General features: G+C 41.1%; 27 protein-coding genes. 16 read left to right on the top strand and 11 right to left on the bottom strand.

Annotated features, from left to right (window positions below; all coding sequences use genetic code 11):
• Positions 1-16: 16 nt before the first annotated feature.
• The gene (locus tag AAYR28_RS17730; RefSeq protein ID WP_120207941.1) at positions 17-1102 is read right to left on the bottom strand and encodes a Rap family tetratricopeptide repeat protein; all 1086 of its coding nucleotides are present in this window, start codon (positions 1100-1102) and stop codon (positions 17-19) included.
• 519 nt (positions 1103-1621) lie between these two features.
• Here AAYR28_RS17730 and AAYR28_RS17725 point away from each other — a divergent pair.
• The 3 genes from AAYR28_RS17725 to AAYR28_RS17715 all read left to right on the top strand — a co-directional run bounded on the left by AAYR28_RS17725 (position 1622) and on the right by AAYR28_RS17715 (position 3826).
• Complete coding sequence (locus tag AAYR28_RS17725; protein WP_120207939.1) at positions 1622-2386, top strand: transporter substrate-binding domain-containing protein; 765 nt, start codon at positions 1622-1624, stop codon at positions 2384-2386.
• A gap of 70 nt (positions 2387-2456) precedes the next feature.
• A complete protein-coding gene (locus tag AAYR28_RS17720) occupies positions 2457-3101 on the top strand; it encodes an amino acid ABC transporter permease (RefSeq protein WP_024423856.1) in 645 nt (214 codons plus the stop codon).
• Positions 3098-3826, top strand: coding sequence for an amino acid ABC transporter ATP-binding protein (locus AAYR28_RS17715; protein ID WP_034281322.1), 729 nt, complete (start codon positions 3098-3100; stop codon positions 3824-3826). Before AAYR28_RS17720 ends, AAYR28_RS17715 begins: the two co-directional genes overlap by 4 nt.
• Before the next feature lie 85 nt (positions 3827-3911).
• On the opposite strand, the gene AAYR28_RS17710 is transcribed toward AAYR28_RS17715, so the two are convergent.
• A complete protein-coding gene (locus AAYR28_RS17710; RefSeq protein WP_024423854.1) occupies positions 3912-4295 on the bottom strand; it encodes a VOC family protein in 384 nt (127 codons plus the stop codon).
• A gap of 118 nt (positions 4296-4413) precedes the next feature.
• On the opposite strand from AAYR28_RS17710, the gene AAYR28_RS17705 reads away from it, so the two are divergent.
• On the top strand, positions 4414-5595 hold the full coding sequence (locus AAYR28_RS17705; RefSeq protein WP_065214931.1) for a class I SAM-dependent rRNA methyltransferase: 1182 nt from the start codon (positions 4414-4416) through the stop codon (positions 5593-5595).
• 34 nt (positions 5596-5629) lie between these two features.
• Here AAYR28_RS17705 and AAYR28_RS17700 read toward each other — a convergent pair whose 3' ends face one another.
• Both AAYR28_RS17700 and AAYR28_RS17695 read right to left on the bottom strand, forming a co-directional pair.
• A complete protein-coding gene (locus AAYR28_RS17700) occupies positions 5630-6310 on the bottom strand; it encodes a CidB/LrgB family autolysis modulator (RefSeq protein WP_024423852.1) in 681 nt (226 codons plus the stop codon).
• A complete protein-coding gene (locus AAYR28_RS17695; RefSeq protein ID WP_080701177.1) occupies positions 6304-6687 on the bottom strand; it encodes a CidA/LrgA family holin-like protein in 384 nt (127 codons plus the stop codon). The genes AAYR28_RS17700 and AAYR28_RS17695 overlap by 7 nt, the downstream gene beginning before the upstream one ends.
• A 165-nt stretch (positions 6688-6852) precedes the next feature.
• Here AAYR28_RS17695 and cidR point away from each other — a divergent pair, with 165 nt between their 5' ends.
• The 4 genes from cidR to AAYR28_RS17675 all read left to right on the top strand — a co-directional run bounded on the left by cidR (position 6853) and on the right by AAYR28_RS17675 (position 9745).
• Positions 6853-7740: a cidABC operon transcriptional activator CidR gene (gene cidR / locus AAYR28_RS17690; RefSeq protein WP_039182411.1), complete on the top strand. Its 888-nt coding sequence runs from the start codon at positions 6853-6855 to the stop codon at positions 7738-7740.
• A 17-nt stretch (positions 7741-7757) separates the two neighbouring features.
• Entirely contained in the window at positions 7758-8582 is an 825-nt protein-coding gene (gene thiM, locus AAYR28_RS17685; protein ID WP_120207937.1) for a hydroxyethylthiazole kinase, read from the top strand.
• A complete protein-coding gene (gene thiE / locus AAYR28_RS17680; protein WP_120207935.1) occupies positions 8569-9237 on the top strand; it encodes a thiamine phosphate synthase in 669 nt (222 codons plus the stop codon). The genes thiM and thiE overlap by 14 nt, the downstream gene beginning before the upstream one ends.
• Before the next feature lie 133 nt (positions 9238-9370).
• Positions 9371-9745: a nuclear transport factor 2 family protein gene (locus AAYR28_RS17675; protein WP_098677116.1), complete on the top strand. Its 375-nt coding sequence runs from the start codon at positions 9371-9373 to the stop codon at positions 9743-9745.
• Between the two features lie 30 nt (positions 9746-9775).
• On the opposite strand, the gene AAYR28_RS17670 is transcribed toward AAYR28_RS17675, so the two are convergent.
• A complete protein-coding gene (locus AAYR28_RS17670) occupies positions 9776-11317 on the bottom strand; it encodes a solute symporter family protein (protein WP_041115397.1) in 1542 nt (513 codons plus the stop codon).
• Positions 11314-11628, bottom strand: a complete 315-nt coding sequence (locus tag AAYR28_RS17665) for a DUF485 domain-containing protein (RefSeq protein ID WP_034281315.1) — start codon at positions 11626-11628, stop codon at positions 11314-11316. The genes AAYR28_RS17670 and AAYR28_RS17665 overlap by 4 nt, the downstream gene beginning before the upstream one ends.
• Before the next feature lie 316 nt (positions 11629-11944).
• Here AAYR28_RS17665 and AAYR28_RS17660 point away from each other — a divergent pair, with 316 nt between their 5' ends.
• Complete coding sequence (locus tag AAYR28_RS17660) at positions 11945-12208, top strand: SEC-C metal-binding domain-containing protein (RefSeq protein WP_051627325.1); 264 nt, start codon at positions 11945-11947, stop codon at positions 12206-12208.
• 607 nt (positions 12209-12815) lie between these two features.
• Here AAYR28_RS17660 and AAYR28_RS17655 read toward each other — a convergent pair.
• The gene (locus AAYR28_RS17655) at positions 12816-13394 is read right to left on the bottom strand and encodes a hypothetical protein (RefSeq protein ID WP_141545653.1); all 579 of its coding nucleotides are present in this window, start codon (positions 13392-13394) and stop codon (positions 12816-12818) included.
• A gap of 1083 nt (positions 13395-14477) precedes the next feature.
• On the opposite strand from AAYR28_RS17655, the gene AAYR28_RS17650 reads away from it, so the two are divergent.
• On the top strand, positions 14478-15605 hold the full coding sequence (locus AAYR28_RS17650) for a Rap family tetratricopeptide repeat protein (protein ID WP_120207933.1): 1128 nt from the start codon (positions 14478-14480) through the stop codon (positions 15603-15605).
• Positions 15595-15879: a hypothetical protein gene (locus tag AAYR28_RS17645; protein WP_041115399.1), complete on the top strand. Its 285-nt coding sequence runs from the start codon at positions 15595-15597 to the stop codon at positions 15877-15879. Before AAYR28_RS17650 ends, AAYR28_RS17645 begins: the two co-directional genes overlap by 11 nt.
• Positions 15880-16130: 251 nt before the next feature.
• On the opposite strand, the gene AAYR28_RS17640 is transcribed toward AAYR28_RS17645, so the two are convergent.
• From AAYR28_RS17640 to AAYR28_RS17630, 3 genes are all read right to left on the bottom strand, one after another.
• Positions 16131-16799 carry a glycosyltransferase family protein gene (locus AAYR28_RS17640; RefSeq protein ID WP_065214926.1) on the bottom strand — a complete coding sequence of 223 codons (669 nt, stop codon included), beginning with the start codon at positions 16797-16799 and terminating at the stop codon, positions 16131-16133.
• Positions 16792-17481, bottom strand: a complete 690-nt coding sequence (locus AAYR28_RS17635; protein ID WP_065214925.1) for a class I SAM-dependent methyltransferase — start codon at positions 17479-17481, stop codon at positions 16792-16794. Before AAYR28_RS17635 ends, AAYR28_RS17640 begins: the two co-directional genes overlap by 8 nt.
• A gap of 302 nt (positions 17482-17783) precedes the next feature.
• Positions 17784-17924, bottom strand: coding sequence for an anti-repressor SinI family protein (locus AAYR28_RS17630; protein WP_008345506.1), 141 nt, complete (start codon positions 17922-17924; stop codon positions 17784-17786).
• 455 nt (positions 17925-18379) lie between these two features.
• Between AAYR28_RS17630 and AAYR28_RS17625 the strand changes: the two genes are divergently transcribed.
• Complete coding sequence (locus tag AAYR28_RS17625; protein ID WP_012011676.1) at positions 18380-18763, top strand: GtrA family protein; 384 nt, start codon at positions 18380-18382, stop codon at positions 18761-18763.
• Positions 18764-18789: 26 nt separating this feature from the next.
• Positions 18790-19047, top strand: a complete 258-nt coding sequence (locus AAYR28_RS17620; protein WP_034281308.1) for a hypothetical protein — start codon at positions 18790-18792, stop codon at positions 19045-19047.
• 34 nt (positions 19048-19081) lie between these two features.
• Here AAYR28_RS17620 and AAYR28_RS17615 read toward each other — a convergent pair whose 3' ends face one another.
• Entirely contained in the window at positions 19082-19927 is an 846-nt protein-coding gene (locus tag AAYR28_RS17615) for an AraC family transcriptional regulator (RefSeq protein ID WP_024423841.1), read from the bottom strand.
• Positions 19928-20108: 181 nt separating this feature from the next.
• Here AAYR28_RS17615 and AAYR28_RS17610 point away from each other — a divergent pair, with 181 nt between their 5' ends.
• From AAYR28_RS17610 to galT, 3 genes are read left to right on the top strand one after another with little or no spacing between them, the layout of a single operon-like run.
• On the top strand, positions 20109-21290 hold the full coding sequence (locus AAYR28_RS17610) for a galactokinase (protein ID WP_375153289.1): 1182 nt from the start codon (positions 20109-20111) through the stop codon (positions 21288-21290).
• Entirely contained in the window at positions 21290-22282 is a 993-nt protein-coding gene (galE, locus tag AAYR28_RS17605; protein ID WP_120207929.1) for a UDP-glucose 4-epimerase GalE, read from the top strand. Before AAYR28_RS17610 ends, galE begins: the two co-directional genes overlap by 1 nt.
• 35 nt (positions 22283-22317) lie before the next feature.
• The gene (gene galT / locus AAYR28_RS17600; RefSeq protein WP_345808890.1) at positions 22318-23829 is read left to right on the top strand and encodes a UDP-glucose--hexose-1-phosphate uridylyltransferase; all 1512 of its coding nucleotides are present in this window, start codon (positions 22318-22320) and stop codon (positions 23827-23829) included.
• Positions 23830-23836 lie beyond the last annotated feature (7 nt).

Here is a 23836-nt window from a genome sequence, read left to right as displayed (position 1 = left end):
ACATCACTCCATTTTCTTAACAAGTTTTCAAGGACAACGCCTTGTTTTTAAAATAAGAGGATTCTTCATGAAGCCCAAGATCCGTTAAGTAAGCTGCTGCATCCTGACAAATAGCTTCAAGGTCAACAAGGAAATTCATTGTTTCTAATTGATCGCAATAAGCCTTGATTTGCTCAATCATGTTGTCTGGCTGAATCATAAGTGTTTCTAAAATGGATAATTTAAGTGAAATGTTTCGTTGTTTTAAATTTTCTGCTTTTTGAAGTGAAAGCTGTACATAATAGTGGAACAAACCTAGCTTTTTCAGCTTAAAAAGTGCTTTTGTGTAGGCGTACATGGCAAGTAAATAGCCGCCTGGAGAAGAAGTTTCGAATGATTCTATCATTAAAGCCTTTTCTAGGAGCGGCACAGCTTCACTGTATTCATTTCTTAGACTTTTAATAAAGGCTGCATTGCAATAAGCATGTCCAAGTAAATCTGGATCTTCCATCTGTTCTAGTGAATGAATCACTTCTTCGAACAGCGATTCTGCCTCATCATATTTCGACTGATCCGCATAATTCAAAGCAAGCATCATTTGACAGCTGATTGATTTTTTCACATAACATGGATCTGCGTCGTAAATAGATGAAGCCACCTTTAAGTGGTGGATGGAGAGAAGCGTGGACCTAATATTATAATAAAGACACCCTGTTTTATAATGAAATTCGGCTTTTTCAATGTCATCGTGCACGAGATCTAATTTATCCTCGGCCAATTTTAAATGGTGAAATGCCGTATCCTGATTGCCTCTGCGCATTTCATACATCCCTTTAAAGAAATAGAAATAATAACTGAGCATATCATCCGTACGGATGGCATTTTCATCAACAAAAAGACTATGATCTAATGAAGCTGTATCTTCTATTAGATCTTTAAAACGGTACTCTAGCAGTTGATAGTAAAGTAAGACGTCTTGATTTTCTTCCATCCGATCAAACGCTTGAAGAATGTCTTCTTTTAACTGGATGGCACCTTGTATCTCTCTTTTTTTCATCATGACATACCAATCATTGAGCATATTCGCTACATCAACGGACGACAAAACACCTGCTTCTGCCAATTCTTATCCTCCTTTCTTCATCTATCAATATCCGTTCTTCTGAATCAACTTCCCATATTCCAGTATCTTCTTATATTTTAAGCTCTCTCGTGCAGTTTGTAAAACATGTTTTTTGATGTAAATTCAACCAGTAGTGAAAGAAATAGGGAGACACTGCTCTCTTGTATACGCTTACATTTTTTCGGGTAAAAAGAGGGTTTTGGGAAAAATATATTACAATATCAATATAGAGAGGAAGCAAGTTGTTGAGTTTGCTTTCGTATGCAAGGGAGAAACATCATTTATCAAGGCGCTGCCTCGTTTTTTTGTGAGATTATCTCACATTATAATTGTGGATGACTCTTCTTTTAGAATAAAATGAGTTATTCGCAAAAAAGTAAAATTTAAAGAGACTATTGATCTAGAATTGTATGGATCTTTGGTATTGATAAAAAATATCACACACTATAGCTTTAGCGTGGTATAGTATTATTGTTATTGCGAATATTTAGACAAAACTGACAATGGGGGTCGTGTTTTATGAAGAAATCGATGTTATTGATCATGGGACTAATTGTTGTGCTTTTCATGGCAGCCTGTGGATCAAAATCGGACAGTGGTTCGGGAGAAGGCAAAGGCACATATAAAATCGGGATAGATACAACTTATCCGCCATTTGAATTTGAAAAGGGCGGTAAATATGAAGGGATAGACGTTGATTTAATTAATGCAATCGCGAAAGACCAAGGTTTCAAAGTGAAGCTTGAAGCCATGGACTTCTCAGGTATCATTCCAGCGATGCAGGCAGGACAGCTTGATGTTGGAATGGGCGGGATGAGTATTACAGATGAGCGTAAGAAGAAAGTAGATTTCTCAGATCCTTACTTCGACGCTGGACTGACAGTTGTTGTGAAAAAGGACAGCAGCATCAAATCTATTAATGATTTAAAGGGGAAAAAGCTAGCTGTTAAAAACGGAACGACTGGTGCCAAGTTCGCAGCTGATAACGCTAATAAATATGGGTATGAAGTCGTTCAATTTAATGACAGCCCATCTATGTTCCAGGAAGTATCAAACGGAAATGCAGATGCCTTAATTGAGGATTATCCTGTCATTACGTATGCGATCGCACAACAAGATTTAAAATTGAAAACAGTTGGAGACCGCTTGAATGGAGACCAGTATGGTATCTCTGTCATGAAGGGGAAAAACCAAGACCTATTGAAGAAGATCAATAAAGGCCTTGAGAACCTAAAGAAAAACGGTGAATATGACAAAATTATTGATAAATATTTGAAGTCATAACACAAGCGAGGCGCGCTCCGAGCGCGCTTTCTTTATGTGTCAGCCGTATGTGAATTAGGGAGGGAGAAACATGGATACAATTATTAATGCATTTCCGTATTTAATGGATGGTTTGCAAACCACTTTATATATCTTTGTTGTTGCCATCATTTTAGGGTTTATCATCGGTTTAATTGTGGCATTATTCCGTCTGTCACCATTTAAAATCTTAAATTTCATCGCACTCGTCTTTGTGAATGCCATTCGAGGCACACCATTTATCGTACAGCTATTCTTCATTTATTTTGGTTTGAATACACTTGAATTCATTTCGCTTGATCGAGTGCCCGCAGGGATTATTACAGTAGCGATTAATGCAGGGGCTTATTTCTCAGAAATTATTCGTGCAGGGATTCAGTCTATTGATAAAGGACAAACAGAAGCTGCGCGCTCTTTAGGCTTTACAGGGGGGCAAAACATGCGCTTTATCGTCCTACCGCAGGCATTCCGCCGCATGCTCCCAGCGATTACAAACCAGGCCATCATCAGCTTGAAGGATACATCTCTCTTATCTATTATCGGAATTGCCGATATTATGCAGCGAGGGCAAGTTCAAGCATCGGCTACATTTGATCCTTTGAATGTCTGGCTGATTGTCGGTGTCATTTATTTCGTGATCATTTATTTACTTTCTCTACTGGCTAGCTACGCAGAAAGGAGATTTGATATCAAATGAGTATGATTACGGTGAAAAACTTAAAGAAATCCTTTGGCGATCACGAAGTGTTAAAGGATATTAATGCAGTCATCGAGGAAAAGGAAGTCGTGTGTGTCATAGGTCCTTCTGGATCAGGGAAAAGCACGTTTCTAAGATGCCTCAATAAATTAGAAGATATCACGGCTGGAGAAGTCGTTGTCCACGGGCACACGATTACAGACCCAAAGGTGAATATCAATAAAGTAAGGCAAGAAGTAGGCATGGTGTTTCAGCACTTTAATTTATTCCCTCATAAAACCGTTTTAGAAAATATCACGATTGCACCGATCAAGGTAAAAGGTATCGAGAAGAAGGCAGCAGTCGAAAAAGCGTTAGACTTGCTTGAAAAAGTCGGCTTAAAAGACAAAGCTCAAAGCTATCCTAACCAATTATCTGGTGGACAAAAACAGCGTGTAGCCATTGCAAGAGCGTTGGCAATGGATCCGAAAGTACTATTATTCGATGAGCCGACATCAGCTCTTGATCCTGAGGTCGTAGGGGATGTATTAGCTGTAATGAAACAATTAGCTGTCGAAGGCATGACAATGATTGTGGTCACACACGAAATGGGCTTTGCAAGAGAAGTAGGAGATCGTGTCATCTTTATGGATGGCGGATATATTGTTGAGGAAGACAAACCGGAAGCTCTCTTTGGGAACCCGCAGCATGAGCGTACAAAATCATTTCTTAGTAAAGTGTTATAAAAAAGAGTAAGGGCATGTATATGCTCTTACTCTTTTCTTTATGAATAAATGGGAGAGATTTAGCGGCCCCATTTCCTAGGAAATATTAGCGCTGGAAGAATTCGATCCATTCTTGGTCTGGTCCTCTAAAAAAGAAGTAGCAATATCCATTTGGTAATGTCGTGATTTCTTCATCAATTAATTCAATTTGCAGCTTTTGAATACGATTGAATTCAGCATGAATATTGTCTGTTGTGAAAGCGAGATGATGGACCTTCCCTTCAGATGGCAGGTCACTGCTGTAGCCTTGGATGAGCTCAATTTCCGTTTCGGTTTCATCTTTAAAACCGAGAAAGGCAAGCTCAATCACTCCATTTGTATGAGTGATGCGGTCCTTTAATTTCATGCCCACCACTTTTTCATAAAAATCAATGGACTGATCAATATTCGAAACCATAATACCTGTATGATCTAAGCGTAATGTCGTCAAACGAAGTGCCTCCTCTATGTCATGTTGATAATTTTCTCCTCATCTTATCATAATAGAAGTAACGTATACATTCATATGGTAGGATAGAGAGAGTCAATTTAGGATAAGGATGACACAAATGAAAAAAATCTCATTAAAACAAACATTTGCGGAACAAGTGAAAAAGGGATATCCGCTCATTTCCAAAGATGCAGTATCGCATGTGAACGGTGTACGGGAAGGCGAGCTCATTGAATGGGTGGATGAGCGGGGCACTTTTTTAGGAAAAGGGTATTATGGTGTACAAAATAAAGGTATCGGCTGGGTCCTAACCTTTGATGCGAACGAAAAAATAGATCAAGCTTTTTTTGTCTCTAGGCTTGAGCAGGCAGCGAAAAGCAGAACGCATTTATTTCGTGATGCTCAGACGACTGCTTTCCGTGTGTTGAACGGAGAGGGTGATGGAATTGGCGGCGTCACGATTGATTATTATGACGGATTCTACCTCATCCAATGGTATAGCGAAGGAGTCTATACATTAAAGGAATATGTATTGGCTGCACTTGAGCACGTATACCCAGACTATAAAGGCATTTATGAAAAGAAACGATTTGATACATCTGGACAGTATATAGAAGATGATGATTTTGTGAAGGGAGAGAAAGGTGAATTTCCTCTCATCGTGAAAGAAAACGGCATGAACGTGGCGGTTTACTTAAATGATGGCGCGATGACGGGTATCTTCCTTGATCAGCGTCATGTGAGAAAAGCGATCCGAGATCGTTATGCAAAAGGAAAGACTGTGCTCAATACATTTTCTTACACAGGTGCTTTCTCAGTGGCAGCTGCGCTTGGCGGAGCGAGCCGTACGACAAGTGTGGATGTTGCAAACCGCAGCTTGAAAAAAACATCTGAGCAGTTTGAAGTCAATGGTATTGATGTGGACGGGCAGGATATCAAAGTCATGGATGTCTTTAAATATTTTCCGTTTGCAGCGAAAAAAGGCTGGACCTATGATCTCGTCATCTTAGACCCGCCTTCCTTTGCACGAACGAAAAAGCACACATTCAGTGCGGCGAAGGATTATAAGAAGCTATTAAAAGAAGCCATCCAAATTACAGCTGAGAACGGCGTCATTGTGGCATCAACGAATAGCAGTGCATTTGGCATGAAGAAATTTAAAGGGTTTATTGCGCAGGCTTTTAAAGAAGCAGGGCAAACCTATCGGATACTTGAAGAATATACCCTTCCTGAGGATTTCCGTACAACGAAGAATTATCCCGAAGGAAACTATTTAAAGGTTGTCTTCATACAAGCATAAGAAAAAGCCATTTCCGATAAGGAATGGCTTTTTTCTATAAGGCAAACGACATAAGGATAGGCGCTGCACATAATGTAATAATGGCTGAAATAATCATCGATACACTTGAGATCGTTCCTGAGACGGAGCTCATTTCAAAAGCCTTCGATGTTCCTGCCCCGTGTGCACCCGTTCCAAGCAGGACGCCCATGGCAATGTCATTATCGATGCGGAAGTAACGGATCACCATTGGACCGATAATCGATCCAAACAATGCGGTTAAAATGACAAACACGGCCGTAACGGACGGCATGCCGCCGATCATCTCTGACACACTCATCGCTACAGGTGTTGTAACCGATCTTGGGACAAGGCTCTCAATAAGGCCTGTGTCCAGATGAAACAACTTGGCGATAAAAGCCGTTGATAAGATCGCAATGACAGAGCCGCAAGCCACATTCAAAATAATTTCCACTGCATGCTTCTTCAGGATATGAAAATACTTATATAAAGGAATGGCAAAAGCAACAGTCGCAGGCTGCAGCATATTCGTGAGCCATTTCCCTCCTTGATTGTAAGCATCGTAAGGAATGTTGACGATTAACAGCAAGACGACAAGGACAAGCGGAGTGACAAGTAACGGTGAGACATAGACCTTCGGATGCCGTTTGTACACCGCTTTTGATCCGAGATATAAAAGAACTGTTAAAATCAGAAATAGTCCGCCAACTAACATAGTTTTTTCCGCTCCTTTCGTTTTGCAATCATTTGCGTCATGATACCAGTTGAGAGCATGACCACAAACGTACTAATTAAGACGACAAGGACAATACTTGTGCCAGATTGAGAAAGCAGTTTTCCATAATCAATGACACCAACTGCTGATGGAATAAAGAAAAGCAGCAGTTCTCCGAGCAGCCATACGGCGCCAAGTTCTATCCATTTTAATTGAATGATCTTAAAATGAAGTAATAAGAAAATGACAAGAATGCCTAAGATCGTGCCCGGAATTCTTAAATGCAAAAAGGCCGCCAGCACATTCATGAATTTCGCAAAAATAAACAAGACCATAATCTGAAGGGCAGCAATCAGCGGCGTTTTGAGCAATTTCACTTTCTGTTCACTCCTTTTTCTATATAAATTGTTCAGTGTTTCACAAAAACATGACAACGTTCCAATTGATGAGCTTACTTTAAAGTGTACAGCACGTTCAGTTATAGGTAAAATACATATATCGAATAGTAATTATTCCTTTTGTCTATAGGAAGGATGAAGCATGTGGACATCAGACATTTAACATATTTCTTAGAAGTGGCAAGATTAAAGAGCTTCACGAAAGCATCGCAGTCTCTTTACGTATCGCAGCCGACCATTTCTAAGATGGTCAAAAACCTGGAGGATGAGCTGGGGGTGCAGTTGTTTTACCGAAATGGCCGGCAGGTTGAAATGACAGATGCTGGCCAAACCATGTATACACAGGCGAGTGAAATTACACAGTCATTTCAGAATTTAACGAGCGAATTAAATGATTTAATGAATGTGAAAAAAGGGCATATTCGAATCGGACTGCCGCCGATGATTGGGTCAAGTTTCTTCCCGAATGTCATGGGGGAATTCCGCCAGCAATATCCAGATGTCACATTTCAATTAGTTGAGCACGGCTCCATTAAAGTAGAGGAAGGGGTCGAGGATGGGTCGTTAGATATTGGTGTCATTGTTCTGCCTGCAAATGATAAAATTTTTCATACGTACACCATTATTAAAGAGAACATGAAGCTCGTGACGCATCCATCCCATCCGATGGCTGGTCGTGAGGAAGTACATTTAGCTGATTTAAGGGAAGAGTCTTTTATTTTCTTTAGAGAAGATTTTGTTCTGCACAGCCGGATTTTGAATGAATGTATGAATGCGGGATTTCGGCCAAATGTCATTTATGAAACGTCTCAGTGGGATTTCATTAGTGAAATGGTAGCTGAAAACTTAGGGATTGGACTTCTGCCAGAACGAATCTGCCGTGATCTTGATCCCGAAAAGGTAAAGGTCATTTCCCTAAACCCGTCGATCCCGTGGCATTTAGGTGTCATTTGGCGAAAGGACCGCTATTTGTCGTTTGCGGCAAGAGAATGGTTAAAGCATACGAAATCCTACGTGTGGGATGCAGAGTAAAAGGGAGGACGATACGGATGAAAACAAGCTGCGCGTCTCATTTATTGGAGAAGGTTCGAGAAAAAAATCCACTCGTTCATAATATCACCAATCAAGTTGTGACGAATTTTACAGCGAATGGACTGCTTGCTTTAGGTGCTTCGCCAGTCATGGCAAACGCCAAAGAAGAAGTGGCTGAAATGGCGCAATTAGCGGATGCACTAGTGCTGAATATTGGCACATTGACTAAGGAAACGGTGGAAGCGATGATACTCGCTGGACAAGCCGCCAATGAAAAAGGTGTACCTGTTTTGTTAGATCCTGTCGGCGTCGGTGCGACAACGCTTCGAACGAATGCTGCTCAACAGCTGTTAGAGAAAGTGAAAATCACCGTTGTCAGAGGAAATGCTGCTGAAGTGGCTCATTTACTTGGAGTGGATGGCTGGGAGTCAAAAGGCGTTGATGCGAAAGCGGCGAATGGAGATGTATCGGCATTAGCCAAACAAGCGTCTATTGCACTTCAGACAATAGTGGTAATCACAGGAAAAGTCGATGTGGTGTCAGATGGAGATGAGGTGCTGTCTATTCATAATGGACATGAATGGCTCACGAAGGTGACGGGAACTGGCTGTTTGCTGACGTCTGTCATCGGAGCATTTTGTGCAGCGGGTGAACAGCCGCTTCATGCGTCGGCAGCTGCATTGATGTTTTATGGTGTCGCCGCTGAAAGGGCAGCTCTGCACGCAATGGATAAAGGACCGGGAACTTTTCAAATGGAATTCTTAAACGCACTATCACACACAACCGGCGATGATGTGCTGACACTAGGGAAAATAGGGGGAGTTTCACATGACAAAGGCTGATCAACAGCAAATCAAACAGCAATTATCGGTTTATTTTATTATGGGCACAGCGAATACAACGAGGCAGCCGCTTGATGTTGTGAAAGAGGCCATTCAAGGCGGAATCACCATGTTTCAATTTCGTGAAAAGGGTGAAAAAGCCTTGCAGGGTGAAGAGAAGAAACAATTGGCTCGTCAAATTCAAGCGCTTTGCCAAGAAGCAAATGTTCCTTTTATTGTGAATGATGATGTACAGCTAGCGATTGATCTAGATGCAGATGGCGTTCATGTTGGACAGGAAGACACAAATGCAAAAGGCGTCAGAGAAAGGATCGGGAATAAAATATTAGGCGTATCGACGCATAACCTAGATGAAGTAAAACAAGCCATGAAGGACGGAGCAGATTATGTCGGGATGGGCCCAGTCTATCCAACGGAAACGAAAAAGGATACACGCAGTGTCCAGGGTGTGTCTTTGATCACTGAAGTCCGCCGTCATGGCCTTCAAATTCCGATTGTAGGTATCGGAGGGATCACATACGACAACGCAGCACCAGTGATACAAGCTGGGGCAGACGGTATAAGCATCATTAGTGCTATTAGCCAGAGCGCCGATCCTAAAAAAGCAGCAGAAGAGCTGAAATCACTTGTTGCAGCAAAAAAAGCATCTCTTTAATCTGAAGGAGACATGGATTAAATCAATTCATGTCTTTTCTTATGCCGGGTAAATTAGACAGGAGCTATACAATTGTGTACAATCATATAGTTCGATTATTTTCGAAATGACAGGTAAATAAAGGAGAATGAACATGGAAGTGCTCGATACGTATTTTCGTCGATACGATGAAGCAGGAAAAGGGCAGGAGCAGATGGATGAATTGCTGGCATTGTTTTCTGACGATGTCATGATTGTCTTAAATGGCGCCAAAAAGCCTGGGATCCAAGCGTTCACACAATTTTTGAATACATTTTTCCACGTACATGATGACATTAAGCATATGTGGGATGGGTGGAATAAAAGAGAAGATGGAAAGTATGAAACAAACTGGGCCGTTTGCGGAAAGCTTTCGGATGGCCGTGTCTATACAGCAGAAGGAATTGATATCGCAGAGCTGGACGACCAAGGGAAGATCGTTTATTTAGAAAACGTTCCGAAAAACCCAGAGTTATTCCAGCGCTATTAAAAAAAAGCCGGTTGAGCAGCCGGCTTTTCCTTATGAATCAGTATCCATATGCATGCCTGTATGTGCCTTTACTTGAATTTCCGTAAAGGTGTCTTCATCTGCCTTTTCAGACGAGAATATCGTGCCTAAGTAAGCGGCAAGAAATCCGAGTGGAATCGAGATAATCCCAGGGTTCGACAGCGGGATGAGCGGATCTCCTGTGAAGATGGCTGCTCCCGATGGGTCCCAGACGCTTGGACTGAGCGAGACGATAATCAGTGCGCTCAGAAGACCTGTTAAGCTTCCTGCGATGGCACCCGTAGAGTTAAATCGTTTCCAAAAAACAGTGAAGATAATCAAAGGTAAATTCGCACTTGCTGCCACTGCGAAGGCAAGAGACACAAGAAAAGCGACGTTTAAGGACTGGGCAAATAATGCAAGAATGATAGAGAGGATCGCCACGCCGATGGAAGCAAAACGTGCCGCCTTCACCTGCTCCCGTTCACTCGCTTTTCCTTTGCGGATAATCTGACTATAAAAATCATGCGCAAAGGCAGACGCGGCGGATAGGACGAGACCCGTTACCACCGCCAAAATAGTCGCAAAGGCAATAGCGGAAACAAAGGCAAATAACAAATCTCCTCCAAGAGCTTGGGCGAGCAGTGGAGCGGCCATATTTCCTGCTGCATCTGCTGCTGTGATCGCTTCTGTTCCCACAAATGCAGCCGCGCCGAAGCCAAGGAAAACCGTCATTAAATAAAAGATCCCGATGATCCACGTAGCGGATAGAACAGATTTACGCGCAGAAATGGCATCTTTGACCGTATAAAATCGGATCAAAATGTGCGGCAAACCTGCTGTCCCAAGCACTAAAGCAAGGTTCAAAGATAGTGTCTCTAAAGGCACATCATATTTATTTCCCGGGTGAAGAAATGCCCCACCGAGCGGGGTCGCTGTTTTCATCTGTTCAAACATCTTCAGCAGACTAAAATCAAACTTTGCAAACACAAGCAGAGAAATAATTAACGTCCCAAGCATGAGAAGCACAGCCTTTGTGATCTGTACCCAGCTGGTCGCAATCATGCCGCCAAACACGACATAAATGGTCATCAGGACACCCACGATCAGTACCGCAATCCAGTAATCAATGCCAAGAAGCAGTTTGATTAATGCACCTGCCCCAACAAGCTGTGCAATCATATAAAAAGTAGAGACTGTAATGGTATTAAAGGCGGCAACCCCTCGAATGGCAGGGCGCTTAAACCGTGCAGCGATCATATCGGCCATCGTATATTTCCCCAGATTTCGAAGCGGTTCAGCCACAACGTAAAGAACGACAAGGTACGCTACTAGAAAACCAATGCTATAGAAAAAGCCGTCAAATCCGTTTAACGCGATCATGCCAGCAATCCCTAAAAATGATGCAGCAGACATATAGTCTCCAGCAATGGCAAGGCCGTTTTGAAACCCAGTCAGACCTCCGCCTGCTGTGTAAAAATCACTCGCATTGCTAGTTTTTTTCGCAGCAAAATATGTGATGACCAATGTGAGCCCTACGATCGCAACGAACAAAATAAAAGCGGTCATGCTCATTCGTCATCACCTCTTGATTCATTTTTTAAAGCGCTTACATAATTGTCGAACTTAGCTGCTTTTTTCGCATAAAGTCCACATAAAACCCAGGTCATAACAAATTGTGTGAGGGCGAATAACCAAGCCCATGAGATCGCGCCAATTGCCGGCGTGTTCAAAAAGGTGAAGTAGGATGTAGCAACCGGAAGTGAAAAGTAAAAGAGAAAAAAGAAAATCGTCATCGGTACGATAAATCTGCGTTTTTCCTCAAGAAGTTTTCGAAAATCCTCTGAAGCGGCAACCTTCTTATAATGAACTTTTTTGTCTGCCATTGTTTCCTCCTTTGTACGAATTAGGGACAAGGTACTCCAATGCATATGAGACGATCTGGCTGTTTATGACAGTATATCATAAAAAAGGAACCCGAAAAGGGTGCTGAGCCTGATCAAAACATGACTTTATCTTGAGGTATTGTGTTAAGTCGAGAAGGGGCAAAAATTCTATTAGACGAAATAGCATCTTTGGAAGAGTGAAATCTAGAAAGGTGACTGACCGTCTTGTAGATGCAAGACGGCATTTTTTTGGTAATATATGATAAAATTGTTTAGGTAATTAATGGGTTGATCCTGTTGTTGTAGGGGGAAGGCAATGGTTAAGACAATCTCAAGAAATGACCCGTGTTTCTGTGGTAGCGGGAAGAAATATAAAAAGTGTCATAGTGACATTCATCCTGAATCAAGAGCTGCTCGGCTTATCCAGACATACAGAAAGTACGAACGAAAAATAGAAGATTATCAAAAATCAACAGGTAATATTCCTCCATGTCAAAAGGGGTGTTATAACTGCTGCTATGAGGATTTTTCTATAACTGAAATTGAGTTTGAATTTATTATGCGTGAGTTGAAGACTTGAAGCAAAGATCGAGTAGAAAAAATATATGATACTGTTTTAGATCAGTGTGAAACAATTAAAAATGAACGACCTGACACCTGGAGAAAATTTAGAGGTATATGTCTCGAAAGACGTTGGCACAATACTTGTTGAACAATTAAATAGCTTTATAAAAAGGGTGTTTTGAAGTCGAGGATCAAGGAGAAAATCGTATTATGGAATATAAATTAGTGCCGGTACACGCCGATGGAACAGTCGCGTGCTGAAAGCTTAATTGAAACATACAAGGATGGTATGTTAGATAAAGATGATAAAAATTCATTCCAGAGAGGTTTTCAACTGTGCCTTATAGATTTCGGATATAAAATAATGGAAAAGTGAAATTCAACACAAGAAGCCGTAAATGGCTTCTTTTTTTATGTAAAAAGGGTTGTTTTACGAGGAGAAGAATGAGAGGGCTTACCGATCGTCTGCACGCTGCAACACTTTCTATACGCTTACCACTATTAATGCAGAACCAAAATATTTTCAGGAATTTCAAAAATTTTGTGTTGAAGTCTTATATTAAAAGTAAGCAGGCTCTTACTGGAGCCTGCTTTTTTTATTTATTGTTGCTTAACAGTAATTTTTAAGGTATTTTTACAGTATATGCTAAGTCGACAAACATAATATTTACGCCTACATCAACTTTCTTATATTTGTTTTTAACTGCCCATGCAACCGCACCAGAAGTTCCAGCAGTAATAGCCGCGGCGGCTCCGGCACCCCATGGTCCAGCAGCAGCAATTTTGCTTGTGTACCAACCGATATATCCGGCTGCAAATCCACCTGCTACTATGGCGTTCATGCTTCTAACTTTCGGTCCTAATTTGAGGTGTAGACCTACAAAACCATAAGCCTGCATGTCACCTTTTTTCTCATTCTCTTCAAAGCTAAATTCTTCTGATTTCATAGAAGTCATTAGTTGACTGTCGTGTTCTGAAATTCCCATTTCCATAAGGGTTTCTTTATCAGCTGTAAAATGAGTATTTCCATCCTTATCTAATTCGAAGTAATTAGATAGTTTCTCTGCTAATTCCAATTGTTTTTTATCTACACTGACTGGAGGGGTCTTATTATTACCTTGACTGGCATGACTAATCATTGGAGAAGAGAAACCAAATGTAATAGTAAGCACACATAACATTACTAGAAATTTTTTAAACATACGTACCACTCCTATTTGTTTTTTGGGGTAACGCATACATGATATTTCCTTCTATTGGGGTGGAATACTTAGAGGTTAAGGAGAGTAATAAAATGTATTTATTCTTATTCACTTTGATTTATTGTGTAATCACACACATTTTTAATTTGTCCTATGAGTTTTCTTTTGGGGTGTATTTTATAGGTCTAGGTTTGATCAAAGGACTTTCCAGCGGGGAAATTAAAGACATCTTTAATTTCAAAAAGACAAGGGACGTGTTCAAAGAAAACAGATTTATAGATTCTTTGATGGAATTGTTTTCTTTGATAATAGTGTTTATTAATGCATACATAATTGATTATGAACCATTCTCTCCCTTTGAGTTTGTTTATACTTTTTTCTTGATTGTAATTCTATACAGATTCCTATTTTGGGGAATCATAAGAGAGTCAAAAAAATGGTTGCATAATGAGGCATAGGAGTCATGGACTTATAAGAATCACTCACTTTCTTTGATATATTTTCATGCTACCATTTATTTCTTGATAATTGGTAATTTGATGGAAAGTTTCTTTTTGGGTTGCGGTGACCGCAATATAGGTTCTTTTATTTGGGAGGAGAATTTATGATGACTGTAATACCAGTATTGATGATGTTAATTGATGCTTCTTATTTTGCTGTTTATATGATAAAAAAGAGATGGGTTAAAAAGTTGTTTTTGCCGTTGTTTTCTTTTTACTGAGTGTCCCATTCATCAATATGGTCATCACTGGATAATAAAGAACAGGCTAAAGAGCCTGTTTTTTTGTTTCTTAAAAAACATAGCGCCTATTTCAAACCACCAAGAGCGTTCATATTCGTTTCTAAGCACCTTTATTTATGCTCGGGTATTTCCATAGTGTGATGCTTCAAGAACGCTTATATGGGATTTAAATGCGTTAACTGCTGCGATAGCATCTAAAGATTGATATGTCTTGTGTCCTACTTGCTTACAAAGTGTTTGCGTCATGCCGAAAATTTTACATATTAATGTAAAAATAGGATTTTATTAGGAATTATTGTGCTAACATTTATTAAAAATTGGTTTTCTAGGGGGGATTGTAGATGGCGTCTATACCGTCTCCAGTTGTAGCGATCAAGATAAATGAATGGTATAAGCATATAAAAAGATTCAATGTTAAAGAGGCCCAGATGCTAAGGGAAGAGATTAGAAAAGATATAGATGTCATGGAAGAAGATGAACAGGCGGTTCTTTATTTTCAGCTGATGGAGTTCCGTCACCAATTGATGACAGACTATGTGCAGCCTTCTAAAGAACCACTTGAAAAATCTGATTACTTGAAAGCTGTAGAAGGACAAGGAAAGAAGATGTCAGCCATTCTTGAATACTATTTTAATTTTTTTCAAGGAATGTATGAATTCAAAAATGGTAAGTTTATTAGAGCTATTGTGTTCTATAAGCGCGCGGAAAAGCGCCTGGAGCAAGTAGGGGATGAGTTAGAAAGAGCGGAATTTTACTACAAATTATCAGAAGTGTTTTATCACATGAAACAGACACACGTGTCTATGTATTACGTTGGTCTTTCTTATGATACCTATAAGGCACATAAGAGCAATTCACTTTATATGATTCGAGAAATTAATTGTCTAACTGTTATGGCAGGTAATTTCATTGATTTTGAATGCAGAGAAAAGGCGCTTCCTCATTTATTGTCAGCTTTAGAAAGATCTAAGGCAATTTCTAATAAGCCAATGATTGTGAAGTCATTATTTAATATTGGTTGTTGTTATAAAGGATTAGGTGATTTTAATAGGGCACTAGCTTATTTTAATCAGGTTATTCTTGAAGGAGAGCCTATTCATGCTACAGAGTTGCTTTTGGTTTATTATGAATTATCTTTATTTCATTTGAGTCAAAAGGAATTTATTGAGGGAGAAAGATTTTTCAAAAGAGGCTTGGAAGAAGCGAAGAATAGAAAAAATGATCTGTTTTTATCGTTGCTGATGGTATTGGAAAATTTATTTTTAAAAACAGCAAACCTAAGTGAGGTCTTGAGCTCGTTGGAAAAATTAGAGAACGAGAGGGGTTATCCATACATAGAAGACCTAGCGCTCGAAGCGGCTCGGTACTATAATGAGAATGGGCGTATGGATGAATCTGTAAAAATGTACGAAAAAGTGATGTACGCCCGAAAACAAATCCAAAGGGGCGACTGTTCATATGAATTTTAAAACGGTTCTTACTGGTTTTTTGAGTGCTTCAGCATTGCTAGGTGTGATCTCATTATCATCTGTCGATTTTGATGTGAATTCAAGAAATGCTACTTCTCCAGAATCAACTGATCTGACAGTAAGAAATGCTACAGGCAGTAGCGTTACTACTCAAGATTTCCCTCTTATAACTTTATCTCAACATGATAACGATTTTGCTGTGAGGAATGGAACCCGTTCTAGTGTAAATCCGGATATTCGTTTTGGAACACGTGATTCTAGATTATCTACTTGATGAATCAAACAGACCTTTAGGGTCTGTCAGGCTGTCGAGAAAATCTCGACAGCTTTATTTTCCCGGAAAGGTTATCGGTTCTACAAATCAGATCCGAAAGCATGTGCTCCGTGTCCTTTTCTTGAAAGCTGCACAAGATCTTAAAAGCACCAAAAGACCCATTCTCACCTAACATCATGACGTGGAAAATAAAAAAGAATGTAGAAAAACATGAGTTTCTCTACATTCTGGGCACCCGAAAAGGGTGCTTTCTATCGATAATTTGCAAGAAATGTTTGTCTCGCTTTTTCATATGTTTCCGCATCAAAATGATCTCCGCATTTATGAATACACCAAGGCTCTTCTTGTCTTGCAATCCCAACTTCATAGCCCTTCTGAGTGAATTCAAAGGACTGCGAAACATCATAAAAATGAAAGCCATCAAAGAGATCCTCACGCCACTTCACATCATACTGCGTCGCCATGAAAAGACCATCAATGGCCGCAGCTTTGATATAATCTTGCGCTTCGGGCTGCTGACGGCCTCTTTCAAACGAAAGCAGCTGATAGGTGTCGTGACGATATTCAATGACTTTTCCCCTGCAATCAGAACTCTCCCACCAAATTCCATTGTCAGGCACGCTTTCTGCTCCAATCACTCCAACCATGCCAAGTGATGGATTTTGTAAAAAAAGCGGGATGAGTTCAAGCAGCATATGCTGTTTGACAATCAAGGTATCCTGATGAAGATAAATTTTAAACTGAGCTGGATGAGTGATGGCTTCATTGTATGCAGAGGTCATACTTGATGCATGTCTGATTGGTAAGACCTCCACATGGTATCCATGAGGAGCCGGAAGTGAAGCGAGCTGCCGGAAGCAAGCCTGAAACATCGATTCATCATTCACACATAAAACAAACAGGATGGTGGGATTACTCATTGAATGGAACCGCCTCGACCACATATTGATAGGCTGTAGCAGACTTGTGGAAATCAGAACGAATGCCGTGTTTCATGAGTAATTCATGTAGATCATTCAACACGCTTGCATAGGAAGGATGCTGTACGCGAATGGCCTCGAATTCGCGAATGCGAAAACCCGCTGAATGAAAGAGTGCATGAATTTCGTGAAGGGTGAAGAAACGTAAATGTGTTTGATCCATTAACCCTGCATCTGTATAAGTAAATCTGCCGGCTAGTAATTCTAAAACCGTTGAAATGTGGCCGATATTTGGAATAGATGACAGGATGGCACCCTCTTTTTTAAGGAAGGGTTTCACCTTTTTTAAAACGGCCCAAGGGTCCAATAAATGCTCGAGGACGTCTCCGAAAATCATGCAGTCAAATTGTTCATGTTGATAAGGGAGAGCCAGTTGTTCAATATTTCCGCAGAGAACATGATCCAGCTCTTGTTCCGCCTCTTTTGCTGCATCTTCAAATGACTCAATGCCATAAATGGTCCGGCCCTTTTGTTTCAGGACTTTTCCAAGCTTGCCTGTGCCGCATCCGATATCCAACAAAGACGTCCATTCCGCGCGGATACGGCTGACGATGACCGGGTTTACCCCATGATAATACTGATCCTTTTTTTGGTGATAATACGAAAGGGAATCTGAACTCACGCTCTACCCACCTTTCTGCTTTCTCGTTGTTTTCATGCTTAATATATGGGTGGACAGCTTGGTTTTATAACGAGAGAAGGACAATTTTCATGAATGGCGGCTAAAAAGGAATCATATAAAGAACAGGAAACGGACTGTCCTCCTAATATAGAAAGACAGAACCCCATTGAGTGGAAGGGATTGGTATGGAGAGGTGTTCAATTATTGTAGCGTATCGTCATGAAAGGATTTTCAAAAGGTCAATTGACAGGTCAGAACTTATAGCCAAAGCAGTCTGAAAGACAAAGGATAACGGCGTTGATTTACGGTTTGTTTATCATCTTCTGATCACCGTTGGATGTTAAAAAAGCTTGTATTTCTTCGATGCCTAGTCCAATTTTTTTCGCTTCCTGAATCAAATAAACCCACTCTTCGTCAACTCTTCTTTTCACTTGCGTATCCATAATATCCTCCAGTTCAATAAGACATATTCACTGCAACCAATGACTTGAACAAACCGTCTAGTAACTGTACGTGTGGTTGAAAACAGCGCAAAATAAATTTTGTCGAAAAATGATGACATTTAACCTATTTTGTAAAATCTATCACCTACCACGTCCCTAAAAAAATGACTAAAAAACCCATAAATATTGAAATCTTACTTCTAATAATAAACAATTGTAAAGTCAGTTGAAAGATTATAAATTAAAATAATGATAAAGACCTAAAACATTTGACTCATATAAACCAATTGCGTTGACATTTGCCATCGAGTAGAACAAATTTCATCTTTTCAGGACATACATATTGTTCGTTTGGGAAGTTCTTCTCAAGATGGTATTCTAAAAGAAACAGAAACCACCAAGAAGGAATGAAGAAAGACATGTATAGCCTTTTTCAAAAGTATCAAGAAGTTGTCATGTATCTTGTGATGGGTGTGTGTACAACCATTGTCAATATCGTCAGCTTCTATTTATTCGTTGAGATGTTTTCCATGGATTACAAAACAGCTACGGTTGTTTCATGGGTATTTGCTGTTCTCTTTGCTTATATCACCAATAAGAAGTATGTCTTCAAGCAAAAGGCTCGTGACACAAAAAGCCTCATGCGTGAGCTTTCTTCATTTTTTAGTGTCCGTCTCATGTCTCTAGGTGTAGATCTGGGGCTGATGATTTTATTTGTGAGCCAAATGGCGCTCAATGAAACCGTCGCAAAAATTCTCGTCAACTTTGTGATTGTGGTGGTCAATTATGTCGCCAGTAAGTGGTTCGTCTTCAAGAAAACAAAAGAAGATGCGATTTAACACATAAAAAAGATAGGTGATGTGAAATGAGCAGCAGGCCAGACGACTTATATGATGCCATATATCAACAAACAGAAAAGCAGCATGAACAAGTGCTGAGGCTAGTCAAAGAAATGACCGCACATCCAGAAGCGTTTTCGGAACAAGAAAAGGAAAAGATCAACCGAATGGACATTGCGCTTCAAACGGCAACGGACATTTTAGAAAACTTAATGACCCCTGATACGCAAATGACGATTGTTTTAAAACAAGGAAGAATTCATGTTGATCTGTCAAAATCGTAAAAGAAGCAGCCAATGATGAAGCGGCTGCTTTTTATTATGCATCGCTTGTTTCCCGCAGTTGCTTTGGAGACATGCCGATTTTCTTTCGAAAGACTTTATTCAAGTAATTCGCATTTCGGTAGCCGCACTGTATGGCGATTTCTTCAATTGAGTATTTCGTTGTTTTTAATAATGTTTCCGCCTTCTCTAACCGGATATTGGTTAAGTAATGAATAGGTGTGAAGCCAGTGGCCTTTTTGAATTCCCTCGTAAAATGACTTTTGGATAAACGTGCCGCAGCTGCCATATCGTCTGGGCCAATTTCCTCGTGAAAATGATGGCTGGCAAACAAGGCCGCTTGGACGATGGGCTCAGGCCATTTTTCCATTTGTCCCTCAAGCTTTGGCAAATATGAATACAGTTCCATGACAAATTGATAAGCAAGGCTAGACCCCTCAAATGGATTGGTAATCCGTCTTTCACTGGCTTCATCATAAATTTTCTTCAGCAGGCGGATCGGTTTGGAATGAGGATGAAAACGCATGACCTGCTTTCCTTGATCTATAAATTGGTCAAAGCAAAGATCACAGGCTTCCCCATAAAGCGTCAAATAGAGAAATTCCCAATGCTCACTGTCCTCTGGAAAATAATATTGATAGGCACTTGGACTTTTCACAAGAAAGGCCTGCCCTGGCAAGACTTTGAACCGCTTCTGTCCGATTTCAATCATGCCGTGTCCAGACAGTGTGAGCTGAAAGATGCACTTGCCCTGATCCTTCCGCTCCACGCCATTCCAGCTGTATAACGAAGATGATTGAACCTCCCAGCCAACAGACCATATTTGTGCCGGCAATGTAACATCAGAATGGTGAAAACGAAATGCAAATGCTTCCTTCTTCAAATTGGAAAACCTCCTTCACAGCAAAAAACAACCTTTTTCTATTTTGAATCATGTTACACCTCATATCACATCGTACCATTCACAGCAAAAAAAGGGTATTTTTTAACGATTTTTTTACCATTGAACTTACGCAGTTCAGGCAACTAAAATAAGAGTATCAGATGAGAAAAGGGGAATGGATATGATCGATATGTTACGCACGGCATTTCACCAGCAATTTGGGGATAAAGAAGAAGAACTTCGCTATTTTTTTGCCCCGGGAAGAGTGAACTTGATTGGTGAACATACAGATTACAATGGAGGTCATGTATTCCCTTGTGCGCTCACTCTCGGTACATATGCAGCATGTGCAAAGCGGTCAGATGGCCGCGTGAGAATGTATTCCTTGAACTTTGATGGCGATGGTGTGAAAGAATTCGACCTTTTTGAAATCGCTTACTTAGAGTCGGATGGCTGGGCGAATTATCCAAAGGGCGTGTTCCATCAGTTTATTGAAGCAGGGATGAAGATAGAAGAAGGCTTTGACATTGTATACGGCGGCAATATTCCCAATGGCGCAGGCCTGTCTTCCTCTGCCTCGATTGAGCTTGTCACCGCCGTCTGCATCAATGAATGGCATTCATTCGGCGTTTCAAATGCCCGTCTTGCCCTCCTTTCGCAGCGTGCAGAAAATGAATTTATTGGCGTCAATTGCGGCATCATGGATCAGTTTTCAATTGGTCTTGGAAAAGAAGATCACGCCATTTTGCTTAATTGCGATACCCTTGATTTTCAATACAGTCCGTTTCGGCAAGAGGGACTGGCGCTTGTCATTGCCAATACAAACAAAAAGCGGACACTGGCAGACTCCAAATACAATGAACGCCGGTCAGAGTGTCAATCAGCTTTAAACGATTTACGAGAAGAAATCGATCTTGCCCACTTATGTGAGCTCACGGCAGATGAATTTGCCGAGCATGCCCATTTGATTCAGGATGAAACATGCCGCAAACGTGCAAGACACGTAGTGACAGAAAACGAGCGGACCATAAAAGCAGTCAAATTTCTGAAAGATGATAAAATGGAAGAAATAGGTGCGCTTATGAAGGCTTCTCATCTCTCTTTAAAGAATGATTATGAAGTGACTGGATTTGAACTAGATACACTGGCAGAAGCCGCTTGGCTCCATCCTGGAACGATAGGCTCTCGTATGACGGGCGCGGGTTTCGGCGGCTGCACGATCAATATTGTGAAAGAAAAGCAGCTGGCATCATTTATAAAAGAAACGGGTGCGATTTATCAAGAGAAGACAGGCATTCAAGCCTCTTTTTACACAGCTGGAATTGGAGGCGGCGCAAGAGAACTCACGAAGGAGGAAGTGTAATGACAATTTTAGTGTGCGGGGGAGCAGGGTACATTGGCAGCCATGCGGTAGCGGCTCTTTTAGCGAAAGGTGAACAAGTGGTAGTAGTGGATAATTTGCAGACCGGCCACAAAGAAGCCGTTTTGGAGGGAGCTGTTTTAGAGGAGGGAGATTTACGAGATCAAGATTTTTTAAGACAGGTTTTCAAAACACATCCAATAGAAGCGGTGATGCACTTTGCCGCAGATTCACTTGTCGGCGAGAGTGTAACAGACCCGCTAAAGTACTATGACAACAACGTTGGAGGAGCAACAGCCTTACTTCAGGTGATGAATGAATTTGATGTGAAACACATCGTTTTCTCTTCAACCGCTGCCACATATGGTGAACCAAAGCGAGTGCCGATTGTTGAAACGGATGAGACGAATCCAACCAATCCTTATGGAGAAACGAAACTAGCCATTGAAAAAATGCTGAAGTGGTCTGAGCAGGCATATGGAATGAAATACGTCGTGCTTCGCTACTTTAATGTAGCTGGCGCTCATACAGAAGGACTTGTCGGAGAGGATCATCAGCCTGAAACACATCTCATTCCGATCATTCTGCAAGTGGCTTTAGGAAAACGAGATCAGATCATGATTTACGGTGATGATTATGAGACAGAGGATGGCACGTGTATTAGGGATTACATTCATGTCATGGATTTAGTAGACGCGCACATTTTAGCTGTTGATCGTCTGCGCGCTGGAAAAGGAAGTGCAACATACAACTTAGGGAATGGCACTGGTTTCTCCGTGAAGCAGGTAGTAGATGCTGTTAGAAACGTCACGGGGCATGCGATCCCAGCACAGGTCGCTTACAGACGTGCGGGGGATCCAGCAAAGCTGATTGCTTCTTCTGAAAAAGCGCTGCAAGAATTAGGGTGGACACCTCAATATGCTGACCTTCACACCATCATTCAAAGTGCGTGGGATTGGTTTCAGAAGCATCCAGACGGCTACCAAAGTAAATAACGCATAACAGGCAGGCAAGAGAGGGGACAGAGAGAATGGCGGTTGATATTTTTGAAAAACTGGAACAGCTGATTCAATACGGGATCAATCAAGAGCTGATCACACGACTAGATATCGAGTATACGAGAAATCGGCTGCTTGAGGTGCTTGAGCTGGATGAAGCTGAGCCAAGGACAGTCTCAGGGGAGGCGGAGCTTGAAGACATCTTAATGCCGATGCTGGATTGGGCAGTTGAGACTGGCCTTATCCCTGAGGGGACGGATACGTATCGCGATTTACTAGATGCGAAAATCATGGGATGCTTGGTGGCGCCTCCAAGTGTCATCTACGCAAAGTTTGAAGAGAAGCGCCAGCATGAAGGGCCAGAGGCTGCTACAAGCTGGTTCTATGAAATGCAGCAGCACGCACACTATATTCATACAGGCAGAATCGCCAAAAATGTGCAGTGGTTTACACCAACAGATGATGGCGTGCTGGAGATCACAATCAATCTATCAAAGCCGGAAAAGGACCCAAAAGCAATCGCTGAAGCCAAAAAGCTTAGTCAAAAACAATATCCTCTTTGTCTCCTTTGTAAAGAAAACGTTGGGTTTGGGGGGCGCATCAACCATCCAGCGAGACAGAATCACCGGATTATTCCTGTGACACTCACAGATGAATCTTGGTTTCTACAATTTTCACCTTATGTGTACTACAACGAGCACTGCATTGTGTTCAAAGGCGAACATGAGCCGATGAGCATCACCAAAAAGACCTTTGAACGATTGCTTTCTTTCATATATATATACCCGCACTATTTCATCGGATCGAACGCCGACCTTCCGATTGTCGGGGGCAGTATATTAAGTCATGACCATTTTCAGGGCGGTGCGCATGAATTTCCGATGGCAAAAGCGAAACTTGAAGATGTTTTTTCTCTGAGTGCCTTTCCGAATGTGAGGGCCGGGATTGTGAAATGGCCGATGTCTGTGATCCGCCTTCGAAGCAGCGATAGGCAGACGCTTGCAGACGCCGCTGACTTTATCTTAAACGAGTGGAAAATGTATTCAGATGAAGAAGTGGAGCTGCTAGCTCATACAGGAGAGACGCCGCATAATACCATTACACCAATTGCACGCCGACATGGAGATGACTATGAATTAGATCTAGTGCTGCGTAATAATCGTACAAACAAGCAGCACCCGGACGGAATTTTCCATCCGCACGAAGAAGTCCATCATATTAAAAAAGAGAATATCGGATTAATTGAAGTGATGGGTCTTGCAGTTCTTCCTGGTAGATTAGCAGAGGAATTAAGTCAATTAAAAGAAGCGCTGTTATCCAAAAACCCCCTTGAAGAAATCAAAGCCCGCCCTGCTATCACGAAACACGAAACATGGGCAAAGCGTCTGCTTGAAGAGAATACCTTTACAGAGGACAATACAGAAGCTATTTTACAAAAAGAAGTCGGTATGATTTTTTCTCGTATTCTCTCACAGGCGGGTGTGTTTAAAAGAACCGAGCAAGGGAAAACAGCTTTTAAACGTTTCATTCATACACTCATATAGGCAGGTG

It is taken from the genome of Bacillus safensis, from assembly GCF_039619585.1.
Taxonomy (GTDB): Bacteria; Bacillota; Bacilli; order Bacillales; family Bacillaceae; genus Bacillus; species Bacillus safensis.
Note: the sequence above shows the minus strand (reverse complement) of the source record. Positions and strands in the feature narration are given on the sequence as shown.

Bases quoted from the DNA above. Each gene is read 5' to 3' on its own strand.
- thiM (WP_120207937.1), top strand. From the start codon at position 7,758: ATGAAAACAAGCTGCGCGTCTCATTTATTGGAGAAGGTTCGAGAAAAA.
- galT (WP_345808890.1), top strand. From the start codon at position 22,318: ATGGCGGTTGATATTTTTGAAAAACTGGAACAGCTGATTCAATACGGG.
- AAYR28_RS17715 (WP_034281322.1), top strand. From the start codon at position 3,098: ATGAGTATGATTACGGTGAAAAACTTAAAGAAATCCTTTGGCGATCAC.
- AAYR28_RS17675 (WP_098677116.1), top strand. From the start codon at position 9,371: ATGGAAGTGCTCGATACGTATTTTCGTCGATACGATGAAGCAGGAAAA.
- AAYR28_RS17640 (WP_065214926.1), bottom strand. From the start codon at position 16,799: ATGAGTAATCCCACCATCCTGTTTGTTTTATGTGTGAATGATGAATCG.
- AAYR28_RS17650 (WP_120207933.1), top strand. From the start codon at position 14,478: ATGGCGTCTATACCGTCTCCAGTTGTAGCGATCAAGATAAATGAATGG.
- AAYR28_RS17645 (WP_041115399.1), top strand. From the start codon at position 15,595: ATGAATTTTAAAACGGTTCTTACTGGTTTTTTGAGTGCTTCAGCATTG.
- AAYR28_RS17700 (WP_024423852.1), bottom strand. From the start codon at position 6,310: ATGTTAGTTGGCGGACTATTTCTGATTTTAACAGTTCTTTTATATCTC.
- AAYR28_RS17705 (WP_065214931.1), top strand. From the start codon at position 4,414: ATGAAAAAAATCTCATTAAAACAAACATTTGCGGAACAAGTGAAAAAG.
- AAYR28_RS17720 (WP_024423856.1), top strand. From the start codon at position 2,457: ATGGATACAATTATTAATGCATTTCCGTATTTAATGGATGGTTTGCAA.
- AAYR28_RS17625 (WP_012011676.1), top strand. From the start codon at position 18,380: ATGTATCTTGTGATGGGTGTGTGTACAACCATTGTCAATATCGTCAGC.
- AAYR28_RS17670 (WP_041115397.1), bottom strand. From the start codon at position 11,317: ATGAGCATGACCGCTTTTATTTTGTTCGTTGCGATCGTAGGGCTCACA.
- AAYR28_RS17725 (WP_120207939.1), top strand. From the start codon at position 1,622: ATGAAGAAATCGATGTTATTGATCATGGGACTAATTGTTGTGCTTTTC.
- AAYR28_RS17630 (WP_008345506.1), bottom strand. From the start codon at position 17,924: ATGGATACGCAAGTGAAAAGAAGAGTTGACGAAGAGTGGGTTTATTTG.
- AAYR28_RS17655 (WP_141545653.1), bottom strand. From the start codon at position 13,394: ATGTTTAAAAAATTTCTAGTAATGTTATGTGTGCTTACTATTACATTT.
- galE (WP_120207929.1), top strand. From the start codon at position 21,290: ATGACAATTTTAGTGTGCGGGGGAGCAGGGTACATTGGCAGCCATGCG.
- AAYR28_RS17665 (WP_034281315.1), bottom strand. From the start codon at position 11,628: ATGGCAGACAAAAAAGTTCATTATAAGAAGGTTGCCGCTTCAGAGGAT.
- AAYR28_RS17610 (WP_375153289.1), top strand. From the start codon at position 20,109: ATGATCGATATGTTACGCACGGCATTTCACCAGCAATTTGGGGATAAA.
- thiE (WP_120207935.1), top strand. From the start codon at position 8,569: ATGACAAAGGCTGATCAACAGCAAATCAAACAGCAATTATCGGTTTAT.
- AAYR28_RS17660 (WP_051627325.1), top strand. From the start codon at position 11,945: ATGGTTAAGACAATCTCAAGAAATGACCCGTGTTTCTGTGGTAGCGGG.
- AAYR28_RS17620 (WP_034281308.1), top strand. From the start codon at position 18,790: ATGAGCAGCAGGCCAGACGACTTATATGATGCCATATATCAACAAACA.